Genomic DNA, 16,715 nt, shown 5'->3' on the forward strand with positions numbered 1-16,715 from the left:
CAGAATTTAGGCTTTTTTCTCGATTTCTTCTTTGGTCTCTTCTTCTTTTAAGCTGTCTTTAAAGGCGCGAATACCTTTTCCTAGGCCAGCTCCGATCTCAGGAAGCCTATTTGCTCCAAAAAGGACCAAAGCAATCAAAAGAATAATTAAAAGCTCTTGTGTACCTAGGCCAAACATGGCAACCTCCTATGAAGGATCTGCTCAAATCTTTACTTTATCAATGTTCACAAACTCCAGATAATCACCAAACATCTGAAGGCCAAGCCAATTCTTAGAAGAGGCCAGGTTAATAACTTCGTCGGTCAGGTTAAAAGAAGCTACTACGGGTATCAGTTGATATTTTTGGTACTCAGGGAAAAACTCAAAAAAATCATTTATAGCCTTCTCAAAATCCTCTAGATGCTGCCTTCTGTATTTTGACTTTACATCAACAACGAATACATATTCACCTGCAACCGTGATCACGTCGTATTCTCTCATTCTTTCTTTCAGCTTCTTTGTTCTTCTTACAGAGAGCTCTTCTACTTCGAGACCAAAGTTCTTTTTAATTACAGCAGGGATACCAGGGGCTACGATATCTTCGGCAATAGTGCCGAGCTTGTTGGCTAAATCGCCCCATTTTTTATTCATTTCATTTTTGAAAGCCCTCATTTCTTCCTTGAAAGCCCTCATTTCGTCTTTGAAGGCTTTCATTTCCTTAGAAAGACGTTCTACTTCCATTTCGGTTTTGGTAGCCTGATAAGCAAGCATCATGAGGGCTTCTTCCAGTCTATCAACGCGCCTTTCAAGGACCTCTTGCATGACTTCTCCTAAAAAAGCTGTTACTTACCTACTAATGCTACCAGAAAAATGCTGAATTCGTAAAGAAGCACCAAAGGAATAGCCAAAAAGAGCTGGTTCACGATGTCAGGGGTTGGGGTAAGGATAGCGGCCAGAATAAAAGCACCCAAAATGGCATAGCGCCTAAATCCCTTAAGTTGCTTGGCAGTTATCAGGCCTAAGCGCGAGGCCACGGTAAGGGCCACAGGCACCTGAAAAGCTATACCAAAGACCGCCATAAGACGTAGCGAAAAGCTGAGATAGTCTTTGAGGGTTGGAATAAGACGCAAATCTGGGCCGGCAAAGGTTGCCAAGAAAAGAAAAGCCTTGGGAAAAACAATAAAATAGGCAAAAGCTGCCCCACCCAAAAAAGCTACACAAGAAAAAAGCACCATAGGAAGGGCAAAGCGCCTTTCGTGTTCGTAAAGCCCTGGGGCCACAAAGCGCCAGGCCTGGAAAAGAATAAAGGGGCTTGCCAACATGGCCCCAGCAATTAACGCAAGTTTGATATAGCTAAAAAAGGCTTCCTGGTAAGCGGTAAAAATCACTTTGGCATTTTCTTCATGAAGTATGGGCAAAAGTGGCGCTAGCAAAAAATAAAGCACCCGGTCTATCTGCCAGTAGCAAATAGCCGCACAAACTACCACCGCCAGCAGGCTTTTGATAATGCGGTCACGAAGCTCTGCTAAATGCTCGGTTAAAGGTAATTCCTTGTCGTGGATAAGCTCCGCACTCAAGCAATGAGCTCCTTCATGGCTTTCACAAGGGATGCTGCATCAAGACCCTGTTCCTTGTAAAGGTCTTGGGGTTTTCCTGAAGAGCCATAACGGGTAACCCCTTTTAGACTGAGCTTTGCGACAAGTCCGTGTTTAGCAATGGTTTTGGCCACCAGGCTTCCTAAGCCTGATTCTACTACATGGTCTTCCACCACCATAATCGGTCCGCGTTTTGCAGCCTCACAAATAGCCTCTTCATCAAGGGGACGGAGAGTTGCCATGTTCACCACAGCCACGGAAACGCCTTCTTGCTTCAAGACTTCCCAGGCCTTCATCACTTCTGGCATTACCGAACCAAAGGCGATAATGGTTGCGGCATCACCTTTACGCAAAAGGTCAGCCTTCCCTGGGATAAAGACATAGTCTTTCCCAAAGAAGGGCTTTCCTTCTTCATCGGTAATAATCGGGAGCTTGGAACGCCCCATACCTACAAAGACATTTCCGCGGCTTTTAGCCACGTAGCGGATAATACGGTCGGTCTGGTTGGGATCAGCAGGAAAATATATCTCAAGACCAAGGAGATTAAGAAGCAGGCCAAGATAATCCACACACTGGTGCGTAGGGCCGTCTTCTCCCACGTCAAGCCCACAATGGGTAGCGACTATTTTTAAAGCGGTTTTGTTGAGCACGTTTAAACGGTGCTGGTTGATGGTTTCATCAACCGCAAAAACACCAAAAGTGGAAAAGAACGTAAGGAATCCTTCCTTGGAAAGGGCTCCTGCTACCGTAGCGGCATGGTGCTCCTGGATACCAACTTCGTGAAAGGCTTGAGGTGAGGCCTTGCGAAAGGCAGACATCTTAACCGAGCCTTCAAGGTCACAAGTTATCCCAAGGACTTTCGGAGGCATATTTTCTTTGTTGTTTAACTCCGCAAGGGAAAGAAGCGCTTTTCCATAGGCAGAACGACAGTCAGTCTTAACATCGGGGCCGTAAAGAATAGGCTCACCAGTTTCAACCTCAACCGGCTCTGGATCATGCGGAAAATGCGGAAAAGAAATCGGGTAGCTTTTTCTTTTCTCAAGAAGGATATCAAGCTCCTGTGGGTCAAAGCCAAGCTCTTTGAGGGCTTCTCTGGCTAGGTCAGGTGGCAGCGCCATACCGTGCCATTTTTCGTCGTCTTCCATAAAAGAAATCCCTTTGCCCATGGTGGTTTGGGCAAGTATGGCTGTTGGCTTTTCCGGACAGAGCACCTCGCCGGTAATCACGCGTCTTAAGGCCTGGTAAAGCTCATTAAAGTCATGGCCGTTTGCTTCGATGACGTTCCAATAAGTGGCTTTGATTTCCTGGGCAATATCCTGGGGCATCACCCGGTAGATACGTCCGCCGATTTGAAGCCGGTTGTAGTCTATCAGGGCGCAAAGATTGTTCAGGCCAAATTTTACGGCAAAGCGTCTGGCTTCTATTACCTGGCCCTTTTGTTGCTCACCATCCCCCATGACGCAAAAGACCCGACGCTCAAGGCCTTTTAGTTTTAAGGCCCGAGCCATACCACAGGCAGCAGAAAGCCCCTGGCCAAGGTTTCCGGTGTTCCACTCTACCCCGGGAACAGATTGTTCCACATGGCCACCAAAGGCAGAACCAGCCCTGCGAAACTCCATAAGAAAAGGCTCTTCGGGAAAATAACCATATTCGCAAAGAACAGCATAAACCCCAGGGCTTATGTGACCATGGCTTATTACCACCCGGTCTCTTTCTGGAAAGCGGGGGTTTTTAGGATCATGTTCAATCAAGGCATAAAGGAGAAGCAACATGTGGAGAGAAGAAAGAGAGCCACCAGGGTGCCCACAGCCAGCAAGGGTAGTGGCCAGGATGACCCTTCGTGCGGCTCTGCGCCACATTTCTTCAAGGGTTTTTACTTCTTCGGTATCAAGCCGCTTTTTGGTAACGTCGATTTTTAACATACGCCTCTCCTCTTGGAATATAGTTTCTCGCTCGACCTATAGCGCACTGGGCCAGGAATTCAAGAAGATTTTTAAAGATAAACCTTCCCCTCAGCCCAAAAATCAGACTAAGATATATTATATGGAAAAACTACCTATCGGTATTCAATCTTTCCGAAAGATAAGAGAGGGAAATTTTGTCTATGTTGATAAAACTAAATACGCCCTAGATTTGCTTGAAAGCTATCAATATGTCTTCCTTGCGAGGCCAAGAAGGTTCGGGAAATCACTTTTTTTAAACACCTTAAAAGAAATATTTGAAGGCCCTAAAGAGCTTTTCAAAGGCCTTTACATTTACGATAAATATGACTTCCCCAAACATCCTGTTATACGAATCAGCTGGGCAGGAAACTTGAAGACCTTAGATGAAATCAAAAGTACGGCCTTTGCCATTTTACGTAGCCACGAAAGAAAATTCGACATTACATGCGACGAAAGAAAGGTCCCTGCAGCTTGCTTGAAAGAACTGATTGAAAGAATCTACTATAAGTTCAAAGCCAAAGTGGTGGTCCTTGTTGATGAATACGACAAACCTATTCTTGACAATATAGAAGAAGTCAACGCGGCTAGAGAGGCCCGAGAATTTTTACGTGGATTTTATTCAGTTATCAAAGACGCAGACGAATATTTGCGCTTTGCCTTTATCACAGGTGTCAGTAGGTTCTCCCGTGTTTCTATCTTTAGTGGAATAAACAATCTGGTTGATATCTCTCTCAATCCTAAATTTGCTTACATCTGCGGATACCTTCACGAAAACCTTACTCATGAATTTAAAGAATACCTAAAAGGAGTAGATCTAGAAAAGGTGCGCCGCTGGTATAACGGTTACAACTTCTTAGGACATGAAAAACTTTATAATCCTTTCGATATTTTACTTTTTATTGACAGTGGCTTTGAATTTAAAAATTATTGGTTTGAGACTGCTACGCCAAGTTTTCTAATAAAGCTCCTGGAAAGAAAAACATACAACTTAATTTGTTTCGAACATTTAGAGGTTGATGAAAAGATCCTTTCAAGTTTTGATGTTGAACGACCTGATTTGGAAACCATAATGTTCCAGTCTGGCTACTTAACTATAAAACAAGTAAAACATATTTTGCATAAGAACCGCTATGTTTTAGCCTTTCCTAATATGGAAGTTCGGATGAGCTTTAATGATTACCTACTGGATTACCTTCTTTTGAAAGACAGATACGAAAAACAAAAATTAGCAGATTTTCTTTATGAAGTCCTCCGAAATGAAAGATTAAAAGACTTGGAAAAAGCCCTTAAGGCTCTGTTTGGAAATATTGCTTACACAAATTTCGTCAAAAATTCCCTTTCAAAATATGAAGGTTTTTATGGAAGCGTGTTTTACGCCTTTTGGGCAGGCGCAGGATTTGAAGTAATTCCTGAAGACATAACTTCACAAGGCAGGATAGACTTAACAGTCATCCTGGAAGACAAGGTCTATATCTTTGAATTTAAAGTTCACGATGAAGACCCTTTAAGGCAAATAGAACAAAAAAAATATTATGAAAAATACTTGTACGCCAAAACTATTTACGGTGTAGGTATAATCTTTGACAATAAAACCCGCAGCCCTCGAAAACTTGAAACGAAAAAATTTAAGTAAATTCATTTAGAATAGTTTTAATTTTTTCCCATTTTTGCTCAAGCTCATCAGGGTTTTTAAAGCTAAAAGTCAAAGAATATTCGTCTTTTTCAAAGCCAGGGGAAGGACTTATCTTGACACCCACCTCACGCAAACGCGCCGCTAGCTTTTTAAATCTTTCTTCACGCTCCCATATCCTGGGATTAAGCAGTTTGTGCAAAAAGGCAAAAAGGGCTTCTGTCTTTTGTTGAGGGCTTAAGTCTTGGTCTGCAAGCAAGGCCTGAAAAGTTCTGTCCTCTAAGATTTCAACAACTGATTTTTTTTCTTTGCGCGAGAGATCTTCCAGCATTTCCAAAAAGATCCGCTGACGACTGCTACTAAAAGGAATTTCTCTAAAAATTGCAAGAATCTTGCGGCGGCCTTTTTCATCAAAAGAAAAAAGCTTTAGCACTGCTTTGGGGTTAAGCCTTTCTTCCACCAACAACTTTTTGCCTTCTTCTTCCAGAAAAGCTATTTTTTCAAGGAGTTCCAAGTGATAGTGGTGTGCCGGAAATCCAAGACGTGGCAAAACTTTTTCAATAACTTCTTTGTCAGAAAGATAACCACGGAATTTTTCCACTGCCTGGGCCTTTTCAACTAAATTAAGCCCTCGAGAAGTGATGTTTTCTTCACAACAAAGGCTAAGACAGGTAAGGTCATCGGTCCATCCGGGCAGGATCCGACAAAACGTTTTTTTTATACCAAGTGTTTTGGCCGCAATAAGACGCCCTCTTCCTGAAATAATTTGAAACGCTGTTGATTTTGGACGTAGCACCGGCGGGTGGATTATTCCTACCAAATCAATGGATTCCTTGAGGAGTTCGGCGCGCTCGGGATAAGAAACACAAAAAGTTCTGTCTTCGAAATCGATCTGTGTGAGTTCAATAAGGGAAAACTCTGAACTCAAAGACAAAGTTCCTTTCCGGTAATTCTTCGATAAGCCTCTAAATAACGCTTTTTGGTGTTTTCGACAATCTCTGGAGGAAGCTCTGGAGCAGGAGGTCTCTTCTCCCAGCCAATTTCCTCTAGCCAATCCCTCAAAAATTGCTTATCAAAACTTTTTTGAGGGCGCCCTGGTTCGTATTCTTCCTTAGGCCAAAAGCGCGAGGAATCAGGAGTCAAAACCTCGTCTATCAAAATGAGTTCACCTTCAAAGAAGCCAAATTCGAATTTGGTATCAGCGATAATGATCCCGCGTTCTTCCGCATAAGAGGCCGCTTTTTTATAAAGGGCAAGGGAAAAATCGCGAATCTTTTGTGCTGTCTCCTCACCCACAAGGGTAGCACATTCTTCAAAAGAAATATTTACGTCATGGCCTTCTTGGGCCTTGGTGGAAGGGGTAAAAATATGGTCAGGAAGCTTATCTCCCTCCCTAAGCCCGGGAGGAAGCTTGATACCGCAAACAGTACCTGTTTGACGATATTCCTTAAGGCCTGAGCCGGCAAGATAGCCTCTCACAATACATTCCACCGGCAAAGGCCTTGCTTTTTTCACCAGCATACTGCGCCCGCGCAGGTCTTCTCTGTAAGGGGCACATTCTTCTGGAAAATGGTCAACATCAGCGGTGACTAAGTGGTTTGAGATAAGGTCTTTTAAAAAATCAAACCAAAAAAGCGAAAGCTGGGTAAGGATAATGCCTTTGCCAGGGATCGGCGTGGGCATAACTACATCGAAGGCAGAGATGCGATCTGTAGCAACCATGAGGAGGTTTTCCCCAAGGTCGTACAGATCGCGCACTTTTCCGCGATGAAGGAGTTTAAGACCGGAAAAATTGGTCTCAAAGATGGCCTTCATTTAGGCCACCTTCCGGGCAAGCTTTCTGGTGCGCTTTTTAAAACGCGAGGCTAGCTTGCGGTAGCGCTCATAAAGCTCCATGTTGCCTTCTTCTTTAGCCTTGGCGGCAAGCTCTTTAAACTTAGCAATCTTTGCCTTAAGCTCACGCATACTACCGCCAACTTTTCGTGGGGCCTCTTCTATGCCGTAAACTTTTTTAAGTGCAGAGATAAGTTCTTCCTTGTTCATTCCGTGAACACCGGTAATCTCCGGAATCTGAAGGGCAATTTCACGCAGTTCTTTAACTGTCATTTTTTCGAGCTTCTTTTCAAGTTTTGGAAGTTCTGCCATTTTTCTCCCCCCTTTTAAGACTCAAGGCCAATGTAACAAAATTTTGACGCACTTCAACATTTGCTTAAAAAATCCCAGGCTAGTAATTTTTATCACGAGGAACACAACCAAGATACCTTTAAAAAATTGCCGAATTCGTATTGCGGAGATCCGTTCCCATCTTTTGGCAAGATGGGCAGTGGGGGATAGTCACTTGATATTGCAAAATATAACGCTTTCACTTTAGCTTATGATTGAACTGGTTCACATAGAAAAGCTACTTTTGGCCGCAGCCCTAGGGGCTATCATTGGCTATGAACGCGAAAAACACGGCCAGGCAGCGGGTTTTCGCACTAACATCATCGTGGCCACTTCTTCGTGCCTGTTGATGATTCTTGCCCTCATACTCATTGAAAATTACGGCAAGGTTTCGGCAAGCGCTTCTATTAGAATAGACCCTGCACGCATTCCCTCCTACGCCGTAGCAGGAATGGGTTTTTTAGGGGCAGGGGCCATTATCAAGGGTCGTGGTACGGTACGCGGGCTCACCACCGCGGCAAGCCTCTGGTTGGTAAATGCCATTGGCCTTACCGTAGGAGCCGGTGCCTATTTTCTGGCCGTGGTTACCACCCTGGTAAGCATTGTTTTCTTGTATGTATTTCGCATGGTTTTTCGGCCAAGTTTTGTGCGCGACACTTACAGGATTCTTGCGGTAACGTGTTCCTGCCCCTTTGAACAACTTGAAAGAATCAAAGCTATTCTCACTGAATACAAAATCGAAATACAAAATATCGACTTTTATTATGACCTTTCGCAAAATTCGTACACCATGAAACTTCGCTTGCGTATGACAGACGATATTCCCCTTGACAAATTAGTGGAAGAAATCCTGATCGAAGAAACCGTAAAACGTATTATCTGGGAAGAAGCCCCGGTTCCCTAGCTGAGCTTTTCGCGAATCAAAGCGGCAATCTCTTCGGCATAGGCCTTTATCTTGGCTTCGTCTAATCCCTCAAGCATCACACGATATTTGGGCTCTGTACCTGAAGGCCTAATGAGCACCCTTCCCTCATCGCCTAATTCCTTTTCAACCTTTGCCACCAGTTCCGAAAGCCCAGGAATTTCTTCCTGGGGGACTTTTTCTTTTACTTTTACATTCACCAGGACCTGGGGATATTTTTCAAAAATATCGGCGAGCTCTGAAAGAGGTTTACCATGGCGCTTCATAACCGCAAGCACCTGAAGGGCCGCCAAAATACCGTCTCCGGTGGTAGCATGATCAAGGAAAATGATATGCCCTGACTGTTCGCCACCTAGGTTGATACCTTCCTCGCGCATCCTTTCTACTACAAAGCGATCGCCCACTTTAGTCCGAATCAAACGAAGCCCCATGGACTCAAGGACCTTTTCAAGCCCCATATTACTCATCACCGTGGCTACCACGGCATCGCCTTTAAGGGTACCGTTTTCTTTCATTTCTCTGGCACACATAGCCAGTATCTGGTCCCCATCAACTATTCGCCCTTTCTCATCGATAACAATGACTCGGTCAGCGTCACCATCAAGGGCGATACCAAGGTGTGCGTTCTCCTGACGCACTAGCTCTGCGACTTTTTGGGGATAAAGGGCCCCGCAACCATCGTTTATGTTTAGCCCATTTGGGGAGACCCCGATCTTTATCACTTCAGCGCCAAGTTCTTCAAAAACAGCAGGGGCAACCTTGTAAGCCGCGCCGTTTGCACAATCAAGGACTATCTTAAGCCCTTCAAGGGTCTCGCCTTTAGGAAAAGTATTTTTTAGGTGCACCACATAGCGGCCCCTTGCATCTTCAATACGATAGGCCTTGCCTATCTCTTCATTCTGAGCACGTTTAGAAGAAATGGAATCATTTAACACCATGTCTTCTATTTCTTCTTCCAGTGCATCTGAAAGCTTAAAGCCGTCTCTGCCAAATATTTTGATCCCGTTGTCATAATAAGGATTATGAGAGGCGGAGATAACAATGCCCGCGTCACAGCGCATGTCAGTAGTTAGGAACGCAATCGCAGGCGTTGGAAGCGGCCCCACAAAAAGGGCCTCTGCCCCCATGGAACAAAGCCCCGAAGCAATAGCATTCTCAAGAAGATACCCTGAGAGTCGGGTGTCTTTCCCGATAAGGATTTTGTGTTTACTTCCATGATTTTTGAAAAGATAACCCACGGCACGACCCACTTGTAAGGCTATTTCTGGTGTCATGGGCCACTTATTGGCCTTACCACGGATGCCATCTGTGCCAAATAGTTTTCCCATAACTACCCCTCTTGCAAAAGTTTTTAAGAAGGCTATTCAAGGTTAACCTTAATTTTGCGTGGCTCAAGCTCTAAAACTTTGACCCCAGGAGGCAATTCTATCTTTATTTCAAGGAGTTGTTTTGCTGGGGTTAGCTTTTTTAGCTCAACATAGGCCTTTATCTTTAGCTCTGCAAAAGCGCCCAACAGGCGCTCTGGCCCTTTGAGCACCAGGTTTATTTTCGAAGGCTCAAGGGTTGCGTGTCTTCCCTTGGGAAGACCCTTTATTTGTATCGGAAGATCTTTTATCTCCCTGGTGACAATTTTTTCCTTAAACCTGATGGTCACTTCTACCCGGTCATGGTCTGCCTTAATCATAGGGGGTATGTCAAGAAGCGCTATCTTTTTTACCTCTCCATAAAGCCCGGTGATGTCGATAGGTCTGGTTTGGATTTCACGGATCCGGTAAATCAAGGATCTTGGGCCCTTTATTTTCACTTTGTCAGGAGAGACTTTTATTTCATCAACTATCCAACCTTGCTTGGGAGTCCCGTAAATCACGGGCTTCACCTTTACCACCCTTCTGGCCTCTTTTTCCAGGACAATTTCAATCTCGTCAGGGCTAATCTCTTGAATACTAAGACCTGCAGGTAAATCGAGCATTCGTGGCGTTATCTTGATACGGTGTTTTCCAACTCCCAGGCCCTTTAAATTCAAAACGACAACTACAGGCTTTTTTTCGATACTTCTGAGGATACTTCTTGGCCCCATCACCTTTATGTAAACATAAGCAGGCGGCTCTTTGATCAAGACAAGTCCTGCGGGAATATCCGTGACTTTAATTTCGGCAGTAATTTCCTTCTCGACTTTGTCTTCAAGGACCACAAAGAACCAGAGCAAAATGGCAAATGCCAGCGAAAGTATTTTTAAAAACAAGTTTTGACTAAAAAACCTAAATGGATTCACTTAAAAATGCGCCTCCGCCACCAGCGATTTTGGCCTTCCTGAAAGCCAAGTAAGTTGAGCAGCAACTGCCGCAAATTAGAAGGCTGGATATCACGGGTAATCTTCCCGCCTAAGGCCACGGAAATGCTCCCGGTTTCCTCAGAAACCACGATGGCTACGGCATCACTTACCTCTGTGATGCCTATGGCAGCCCTATGCCTTGTACCAAGGCGCCTGCTAATTTTGGGATTGGTAGAAAGAGGAAGAATCGCCCCGGCAACAGCAACCCTTCCTTCGCGAATGATTACGGCTCCGTCGTGAAGGGGTGAATTTTTCTGAAAGATAGAAATCAATAAATCCCTGGTTACTTTGGCATCAAGAGGGGTACCGCTTTCTATGAATTCCCCTAAACCGGTATTTCTCTCAATAACAATAAGGGCTCCGATTTTTTTTTCAGAAAGCACGGTAACGGCTTTCACAATTTCTTCGATAATTTGGCTGTACTCAGCGCTAGCCTTGACAAAAGGGGTCTGCCCCATCTGAATCAAGGCCCGCCTGATATCGTCCTGAAAAACAATAATGACCACCAAAAAAATGGAAGAAAGAAAGGTGCCTAAAAGCCAGTGTAACGTAAGAAGCTGCAAATTTGCCGCCACAAAGTACATCATCACCAGCATGGCAAGGCCTGCTGCCATTTGAACTGCACGGGTACCACGGATAAGCAGGAGAATGCGGTAGAAAAGGTAGGCTACGATTAGGATGTCAACGATGTCTTGCCAGCGTAGGAGGTTCAGGTACTGCCTCAGGAGGTCTTTCACCGAACCCCCTTTATAGCTTCCATTACCCTTAAAACATCATTGGCCATGGCCACGTTATGAACGCGCACCAGATCTACATTTTTAAGGGCTGCATAGGCTACCACAGCCATGGTGCCCGCATCCCTTTCAGGGGCTTCTTTTCCCAAAATCTGGCCTAGAAAAGATTTACGTGAAGGACCAAGCATAACTGGTAAACGTAATCTTTTAAAAAAATCTACATGTTTGATTATTTTGAGGTTGTCTTCAAAACGCTTACCAAAACCAATGCCAGGATCAATGATAAGTTTTTCTCTTTTGATACCACTTTTTTCGGCAAAATTTATTCTTTCTTCAAAGAAAAGGGCTATTTCTTCCAGCACATCTTCATACTCAGGATTAACCTGCATGGTTTGGGGGTTGCCTTTCATGTGCATCAAGATGACCGGAACATTGGCCTTAGCTGCCACTTTGGCCATAGCAGGATCAAAACGCAAAGCACTCACGTCGTTAATGATGTCAGCCCCAGCAGCAAGGGCTTCTTCAGCCACTTTGGCCTTGTAAGTGTCAATAGAAATAGGAATGTCGCAAGCCTTCCTAATGGCCTCGACAACCGGGACAACCCTTTTTAATTCTTCTTCAACTGGGACGGGCTTAGCAAAGGGCCTGGTAGATTCCCCTCCAATGTCGATAATATCTACCCCGGCAGCGATAAGCTCTTCAGCACGCCTTAAGGCCTTAGCAGGGTTTAGATAAAGGCCACCGTCAGAAAAAGAATCAGGCGTTATGTTTAAAACGCCCACAAGATAAGTTTTTTCGCCCCATTCGAATAATTTGTTTCTAACTTTAAGCGGCGGCAGCATCCCTACGAAACAGCTCCCTCGGCAGGCCTTTCTGACGAAAGGCCAAGTATTTCATCAATAGCCTTGCCGTCTAAGGTTTCTTTTTCAAGCAGCGCATTCGCCAAACGGTGAAGTAGCTCGATATTGTCCTCGAGCAACTTTTTGGCCTTGTTATAGCAAGTAAGCACAATGTCTCTGATTTCATTATCAATGGCAAGGGCAGTGGCTTCACTGTAGTTTTTGATTTGCGTAAGCTCTTTGCCGAGGAAAACTGGCTCGTGACGCTGGCCAAAGGCCACGGGGCCAAGCTTTTCACTCATTCCCCATTCACAAACCATACGACGGGCAATCTCAGTAGCCCGTTCGATATCATTTCCAGCACCAGTAGTAAATTCGTTGAACACCAACTCTTCAGCGGCACGTCCACCAAGAAGCACCATGAGGCGCTTTAGCAGATAGTCTTTGGGATAAGTGTGGCGCTCATCAAGGGGAAGTTGCTGAGTAATCCCCAGGGCCTGACCTCTGGGAATAATGCTTACTTTGTGCACCGGATCAGTTCCAGGAAGAAGTTTTGCTACCATGGTGTGGCCAGCTTCGTGATAAGCGGTAATTCTTTTTTCTTCTTCACTTATCACCGCGGTCTTGCGCTCACGGCCCATAAGGATTTTATCTTTGGCTTCTTCAAAGTCTTCCATGTGGACCTTGTCTTTTCCTTTGCGTGCGGCAATAAGTGCGGCTTCGTTAACCAGGTTCTGTAAATCAGCCCCGGTGAACCCTGGGGTAGATTTGGCAATGACTTCAAGATCAACGTCTTCGGCAATGGGGACATTTCTGGTATGAACCTTGAGGATCTTTTCCCGACCTTTAACGTCAGGGGGTGGTACCACCACCTGGCGGTCAAAGCGCCCAGGACGCAAAAGGGCTGGGTCTAAAATGTCTGGGCGGTTGGTGGCTGCAATGACGATGATTCCCTCATTGCCTTCAAAGCCGTCCATCTCTACCAGAAGCTGGTTAAGGGTTTGTTCGCGTTCATCATGCCCACCGCCAAGCCCCGCACCACGGTGTCTGCCTACGGCGTCGATTTCATCAATGAAGATGATACAAGGAGCGTTTTTCTTCGCCTGGGTAAAAAGATCTCGCACCCTGGCGGCACCAACACCAACGAACATCTCTACAAAATCCGAACCACTAATGCTGAAAAAGGGCACCCCTGCTTCTCCAGCGATGGCCTTGGCAAGAAGGGTTTTCCCTGTTCCTGGTGGGCCAACCAAAAGAACACCTTTGGGGATGCGACCGCCAAGCTTGGTAAACTTTTGGGGATCTCGCAAAAATTCAATCACTTCTTCAAGTTCTTCTTTGGCTTCATCAACACCGGCCACGTCTTCAAAAGTGACTTTTACTTCTTCGCCAGAGATCATGCGCGCCCGGCTGCGGCCAAAAGAAAAGGCCCGACCGCTTCCTGCCTGCATCTGGCGCATGAAAAATATCCACACCCCCACCAAGAGAAGCATGGGAAGCCAGGATATTAAGAACGACAGGTACCAAGGATTTTCTTCATGGGGTTTGACGTTTATGCGGACCCCAGCCTCACGCAAAATCGGAAATATTTCGTTGTCTCCGTCCGGGATATAGGTAACAAAGGTTTCTTTCTTATCTGCCACAACACCTCGTATTTCTTTGCCTTTGATAGTCACCTCGGTAATTTGGCCCTTTTTGACCATAGAAATAAAATCAGTATAAGAGATTTCCTGGCCGGTCTTGTGAGGGGTGCTAACCAGGTTGAACAAAAATATCATTGCGAGCGCAATTAACAGCCAAATTGTCAGGTTTCGATAAAAACTACGCAAATCTCTCACCTCGAAGAAAATTTTTATTAAAAATTTTTGTATAAAGTTTAAATCTTTGCGAAAAATTTGGCAATCTATCAGGCAAATTTAGACAAAAATTTAATTCTTGACATCCTAGTAACCGTTTCCATTTTTTCATTCGAAAAATGAGAAAAAGTGATCCCAGTAACAAACCAGGTTGGCCTTCTACTGTTCATGGGTTTGTAACTAAAAATTTTGGGTAGCTATCTTGTGCTCAAAGAAGTTATGTTTATTTTGTTTGAGACTTTTGCAAAATTGCCAAGAGCAGTGTTGCGAGCCAACCGTATGGGATCCTAAAACGAGACTTAAAAAGTTTTGCAAGGGTCCATTGTAAAATTTCGGAAAAAAGGAGTAAGCCATGACAAAGACAATTTTTGCCATTAGTCGTCCTATAAGGATTGCTGCAGGTGTTTTAACTCCTGAGGAAAAGGGCGAATTGCTAATGAAAGAAGAAATAGACCTGGACGAAGGAGTTTCAGGAAAAAGTATTTTTGATTTTAACGACTATTTTGAGGAGTTTGGGGTTGATTTTGATTCGTTAGAAGATTTTGAAGGCCCTGGCATATTGGGACTTGACGTAGAAACCCTTAGAAAAAGGGCCGTATACCTTCCCTTCCGTGTGCCCAAAGGTAAAGACTTTCTCCTTTTCAAAAGGTTTTTGATCAGTGACGAAGAATTTGCCGCCAAGTTCATTTTTCCATTTGAGGACCTATCTCCTGAAAAACTCATTCCCCTGGTCTTTGATTTTGGAGACTTTTGTGGAGGAGAGTCTCTTTTGGTAGGCTTTTTCTATTGTCACGACAATGACCCCGATAACCTAAAAGAATTCTTGGATTTAGAACTTAGAAGACTACCCCGGGGTAAAGAACCAAAATTCTTAAAAGAACTCGAAGCAGCCCTACTTGAGGGAAGGCTTCCTTTTGGCCCCAAAATACCCGGGAAACTGAGCTTTCACCCAGCCATCCCCATGGAAGCAGAGTTTGAAGAACGCTATGAAGTGCTTGTTCTTGAAAGTCGCGGAGAAGAAACAGAATGTTTTAGCCTTGCAGTCAAGGAAGAGCGACCCCTTATTGAAGTTTAAGGGGATCTGTTAAAAAACCGCTTACTAAAAAAGAATCCCCTAGTCTTTTTAAGGAAAAAGAAGAAAGGCGGAAAGCATCTTTCAGATAGGCTGCCCCTTGCCCCAAGATAGCAGCAGGGGCAGCCTCCCCGCCGATAATGTAAGGTCCGTAAAAAAAGGCGATTTCATCCACCAGGCCGCTATCAAAAAAGCTTCCGTGTACGGTAGCCCCACCTTCAACCAAAATGCTCAAGATCCCTTGAGAAAGGGCTTTTTCTCCTAAGGCGTAAAGATCAATCATGCCTTCTTTTAGAGGAAGAGGCCAAACTTCGACACCAGCCTCCTCAAAGGCTTTAACCTTCTTTTTATCTACCTGTTCGGAACAGGCCAAGATGGTTTTGCCGCGTTTTTGCTGAAAAATCTTGTAAGTCAGGGGTAACGAAAGCTTGGTATCCAGAACAATGCGAATCGGATCACGCCCTCCTCGGATGCGACAGGTAAGGGAAGGATTATCAAGTATCACGGTATTTTTCCCCACCAAAATGGCATCACAAATGTTGCGCAGCCGGTGCCCAAAGCGCCTGGCCGCTTCTCCTGTTATCCATTTCGAATCACCTGTGCGAGTAGCAATACGGCCGTCAAGACTCATGGCAGCCTTGGCTATTATCCAGGCATATTTTTGGGTTACGGATTTCAAGAAAAAGCGGCAAAGAACGGCACATTCCTTTACAAGTACCCCTGTTACTACCTCTAAGCCCTTTTCCTTGAGGAATTCTGCTCCACCCTTTGCCTTAGGATTCGGATCCGGGCAACCAATGACCACTCTTTTTATTCCTGCCCTTAAGATGGCTTGAGTACAAGGAGGGGTGCGTCCCTGGTGATTACAGGGCTCTAAAGTAACGTAGATAGTGGCGCCGCGGGCCTCTTCCCCTGCTTCCCTTAAAGCGTGAACCTCGGCATGCGGCGTCCCTGCCTTGCGGTGATACCCCCTGCCAACGATTTGGCCATTTTTTACCACCACCGCCCCTACCGGGGGATTGGGAGAGGTGCGCCCAAGGCCTTTGCGCCCTTCCTGAAGGGCCTTGCGCATGAAAAACTCGTCTTCTTTACTTGCTTTAATTTCCATTTACCAAAGGGATCTTAAATGGTTGACTAGCTTTTCAATAGCAGCTTTTACCCTGGGAGAAATTTCCTCGGAAAACTCGTCTATGTTCTCCACTTCTATCAAATAGGCGGTGAGTTCTTTTGGCATTTCGTCTTTAAATACCACGTAACCGACTTCGATAATATGTCCCACGGTCATGGCATGGGTATTTACCGAAGAAACATGGGGCAGGCGCAACTCCTCGCCTTTTAGCTCAATAATAGTTCCTGGCTCTTTGCCCCACTGCGCGGCATCAATTAAAAAAGCTCGGCGGTAACCTCTAATTTTATCTAAAAGCTCAAACCCAGTAGTATAAAGTTCTACCAAATCCCAGGGACAACCAAGCTCACGCAGACCTGCCACTACTTCAAGCCCTGCCCGGTCGTCTTGGAGATAAGGGTTCCCTATGCCCACTAAAACAGTATCTGATTTTAGCGTATCTTTTTCCATGAAAATACCTATTCACAACGAATTTTCCGGATCTTCGCAACTTTGTAAAGGTTTTATTCGTAAGTGAGATCTTT

The 16,715-nt window shown here is 44.9% G+C and carries 17 protein-coding genes; 3 read left to right on the top strand and 14 right to left on the bottom strand.

Annotated elements, in window-relative coordinates:
- Positions 1 to 6 precede the first annotated feature (6 nt).
- Genes tatA through H528_RS0106565 form a run of 4 tightly spaced genes read right to left on the bottom strand, consistent with a single transcriptional unit; the run spans position 7 to position 3,496 of the window.
- Complete coding sequence (gene tatA / locus H528_RS0106550; protein ID WP_022853538.1) at positions 7 to 177, bottom strand: twin-arginine translocase TatA/TatE family subunit; 171 nt, start codon at positions 175 to 177, stop codon at positions 7 to 9.
- A gap of 24 nt (positions 178 to 201) precedes the next feature.
- Positions 202 to 801, bottom strand: coding sequence for a DUF8196 domain-containing protein (locus tag H528_RS0106555; RefSeq protein WP_022853539.1), 600 nt, complete (start codon positions 799 to 801; stop codon positions 202 to 204).
- 20 nt (positions 802 to 821) lie between these two features.
- A complete protein-coding gene (gene tatC / locus H528_RS13000; RefSeq protein ID WP_022853540.1) occupies positions 822 to 1,556 on the bottom strand; it encodes a twin-arginine translocase subunit TatC in 735 nt (244 codons plus the stop codon).
- Entirely contained in the window at positions 1,553 to 3,496 is a 1,944-nt protein-coding gene (locus H528_RS0106565) for a transketolase (protein ID WP_022853541.1), read from the bottom strand. Before H528_RS0106565 ends, tatC begins: the two co-directional genes overlap by 4 nt.
- A 121-nt stretch (positions 3,497 to 3,617) precedes the next feature.
- Here H528_RS0106565 and H528_RS0106570 point away from each other — a divergent pair, with 121 nt between their 5' ends.
- Positions 3,618 to 5,150 (top strand): ATP-binding protein, encoded by a 1,533-nt coding sequence (locus H528_RS0106570; RefSeq protein ID WP_022853542.1) that lies wholly within the window; start codon positions 3,618 to 3,620, stop codon positions 5,148 to 5,150.
- On the opposite strand, the gene H528_RS0106575 is transcribed toward H528_RS0106570, so the two are convergent.
- From H528_RS0106575 to H528_RS0106585, 3 genes are read right to left on the bottom strand one after another with little or no spacing between them, the layout of a single operon-like run.
- Positions 5,143 to 6,075 carry a ParB/RepB/Spo0J family partition protein gene (locus H528_RS0106575; RefSeq protein WP_022853543.1) on the bottom strand — a complete coding sequence of 311 codons (933 nt, stop codon included), beginning with the start codon at positions 6,073 to 6,075 and terminating at the stop codon, positions 5,143 to 5,145. The two genes, H528_RS0106570 and H528_RS0106575, sit on opposite strands and share 8 nt — an antisense overlap.
- A complete protein-coding gene (locus H528_RS0106580) occupies positions 6,072 to 6,962 on the bottom strand; it encodes a phosphoribosylaminoimidazolesuccinocarboxamide synthase (RefSeq protein WP_022853544.1) in 891 nt (296 codons plus the stop codon). Before H528_RS0106580 ends, H528_RS0106575 begins: the two co-directional genes overlap by 4 nt.
- On the bottom strand, positions 6,963 to 7,292 hold the full coding sequence (locus H528_RS0106585) for a Rho termination factor N-terminal domain-containing protein (RefSeq protein ID WP_022853545.1): 330 nt from the start codon (positions 7,290 to 7,292) through the stop codon (positions 6,963 to 6,965). It lies immediately after the preceding gene.
- A 229-nt stretch (positions 7,293 to 7,521) separates the two neighbouring features.
- On the opposite strand from H528_RS0106585, the gene H528_RS0106590 reads away from it, so the two are divergent.
- Positions 7,522 to 8,214, top strand: coding sequence for an MgtC/SapB family protein (locus tag H528_RS0106590; protein WP_022853546.1), 693 nt, complete (start codon positions 7,522 to 7,524; stop codon positions 8,212 to 8,214).
- On the opposite strand, the gene glmM is transcribed toward H528_RS0106590, so the two are convergent.
- Genes glmM through ftsH form a run of 5 tightly spaced genes read right to left on the bottom strand, consistent with a single transcriptional unit; the run spans position 8,211 to position 13,966 of the window.
- Positions 8,211 to 9,560 carry a phosphoglucosamine mutase gene (gene glmM / locus H528_RS0106595; protein ID WP_022853547.1) on the bottom strand — a complete coding sequence of 450 codons (1,350 nt, stop codon included), beginning with the start codon at positions 9,558 to 9,560 and terminating at the stop codon, positions 8,211 to 8,213. The genes H528_RS0106590 and glmM overlap by 4 nt on opposite strands.
- A gap of 32 nt (positions 9,561 to 9,592) precedes the next feature.
- Complete coding sequence (locus tag H528_RS0106600; protein WP_022853548.1) at positions 9,593 to 10,504, bottom strand: CdaR family protein; 912 nt, start codon at positions 10,502 to 10,504, stop codon at positions 9,593 to 9,595.
- Positions 10,501 to 11,301: a diadenylate cyclase CdaA gene (cdaA, locus tag H528_RS0106605; RefSeq protein WP_022853549.1), complete on the bottom strand. Its 801-nt coding sequence runs from the start codon at positions 11,299 to 11,301 to the stop codon at positions 10,501 to 10,503. The genes H528_RS0106600 and cdaA overlap by 4 nt, the downstream gene beginning before the upstream one ends.
- Positions 11,298 to 12,140, bottom strand: a complete 843-nt coding sequence (gene folP / locus H528_RS0106610; protein ID WP_022853550.1) for a dihydropteroate synthase — start codon at positions 12,138 to 12,140, stop codon at positions 11,298 to 11,300. The genes cdaA and folP overlap by 4 nt, the downstream gene beginning before the upstream one ends.
- A 2-nt stretch (positions 12,141 to 12,142) precedes the next feature.
- Positions 12,143 to 13,966 carry an ATP-dependent zinc metalloprotease FtsH gene (ftsH, locus tag H528_RS0106615; RefSeq protein WP_022853551.1) on the bottom strand — a complete coding sequence of 608 codons (1,824 nt, stop codon included), beginning with the start codon at positions 13,964 to 13,966 and terminating at the stop codon, positions 12,143 to 12,145.
- 379 nt (positions 13,967 to 14,345) lie between these two features.
- On the opposite strand from ftsH, the gene H528_RS0106620 reads away from it, so the two are divergent.
- Positions 14,346 to 15,068: a hypothetical protein gene (locus H528_RS0106620; RefSeq protein WP_022853552.1), complete on the top strand. Its 723-nt coding sequence runs from the start codon at positions 14,346 to 14,348 to the stop codon at positions 15,066 to 15,068.
- On the opposite strand, the gene ribD is transcribed toward H528_RS0106620, so the two are convergent.
- Complete coding sequence (gene ribD, locus H528_RS0106625; RefSeq protein WP_022853553.1) at positions 15,055 to 16,173, bottom strand: bifunctional diaminohydroxyphosphoribosylaminopyrimidine deaminase/5-amino-6-(5-phosphoribosylamino)uracil reductase RibD; 1,119 nt, start codon at positions 16,171 to 16,173, stop codon at positions 15,055 to 15,057. The genes H528_RS0106620 and ribD overlap by 14 nt on opposite strands.
- Positions 16,174 to 16,641, bottom strand: coding sequence for a hydrogenase maturation protease (locus tag H528_RS13005; RefSeq protein WP_022853554.1), 468 nt, complete (start codon positions 16,639 to 16,641; stop codon positions 16,174 to 16,176).
- Positions 16,642 to 16,715 lie beyond the last annotated feature (74 nt).

Source organism: Thermodesulfatator atlanticus DSM 21156 (genome assembly GCF_000421585.1).
Taxonomy (GTDB): domain Bacteria; phylum Desulfobacterota; class Thermodesulfobacteria; order Thermodesulfobacteriales; family Thermodesulfatatoraceae; genus Thermodesulfatator; species Thermodesulfatator atlanticus.

Excerpts from the sequence above, each read along its gene's own strand:
- folP (WP_022853550.1), bottom strand. The coding sequence starts at position 12,140 with ATGCTGCCGCCGCTTAAAGTTAGAAACAAATTATTCGAATGGGGCGAA.
- H528_RS0106590 (WP_022853546.1), top strand. The coding sequence starts at position 7,522 with ATGATTGAACTGGTTCACATAGAAAAGCTACTTTTGGCCGCAGCCCTA.
- H528_RS0106565 (WP_022853541.1), bottom strand. The coding sequence starts at position 3,496 with ATGTTAAAAATCGACGTTACCAAAAAGCGGCTTGATACCGAAGAAGTA.
- glmM (WP_022853547.1), bottom strand. The coding sequence starts at position 9,560 with ATGGGAAAACTATTTGGCACAGATGGCATCCGTGGTAAGGCCAATAAG.
- tatA (WP_022853538.1), bottom strand. The coding sequence starts at position 177 with ATGTTTGGCCTAGGTACACAAGAGCTTTTAATTATTCTTTTGATTGCT.
- H528_RS0106580 (WP_022853544.1), bottom strand. The coding sequence starts at position 6,962 with ATGAAGGCCATCTTTGAGACCAATTTTTCCGGTCTTAAACTCCTTCAT.
- H528_RS13005 (WP_022853554.1), bottom strand. The coding sequence starts at position 16,641 with ATGGAAAAAGATACGCTAAAATCAGATACTGTTTTAGTGGGCATAGGG.
- H528_RS0106570 (WP_022853542.1), top strand. The coding sequence starts at position 3,618 with ATGGAAAAACTACCTATCGGTATTCAATCTTTCCGAAAGATAAGAGAG.
- H528_RS0106620 (WP_022853552.1), top strand. The coding sequence starts at position 14,346 with ATGACAAAGACAATTTTTGCCATTAGTCGTCCTATAAGGATTGCTGCA.
- ribD (WP_022853553.1), bottom strand. The coding sequence starts at position 16,173 with ATGGAAATTAAAGCAAGTAAAGAAGACGAGTTTTTCATGCGCAAGGCC.
- H528_RS0106555 (WP_022853539.1), bottom strand. The coding sequence starts at position 801 with ATGCAAGAGGTCCTTGAAAGGCGCGTTGATAGACTGGAAGAAGCCCTC.
- H528_RS0106585 (WP_022853545.1), bottom strand. The coding sequence starts at position 7,292 with ATGGCAGAACTTCCAAAACTTGAAAAGAAGCTCGAAAAAATGACAGTT.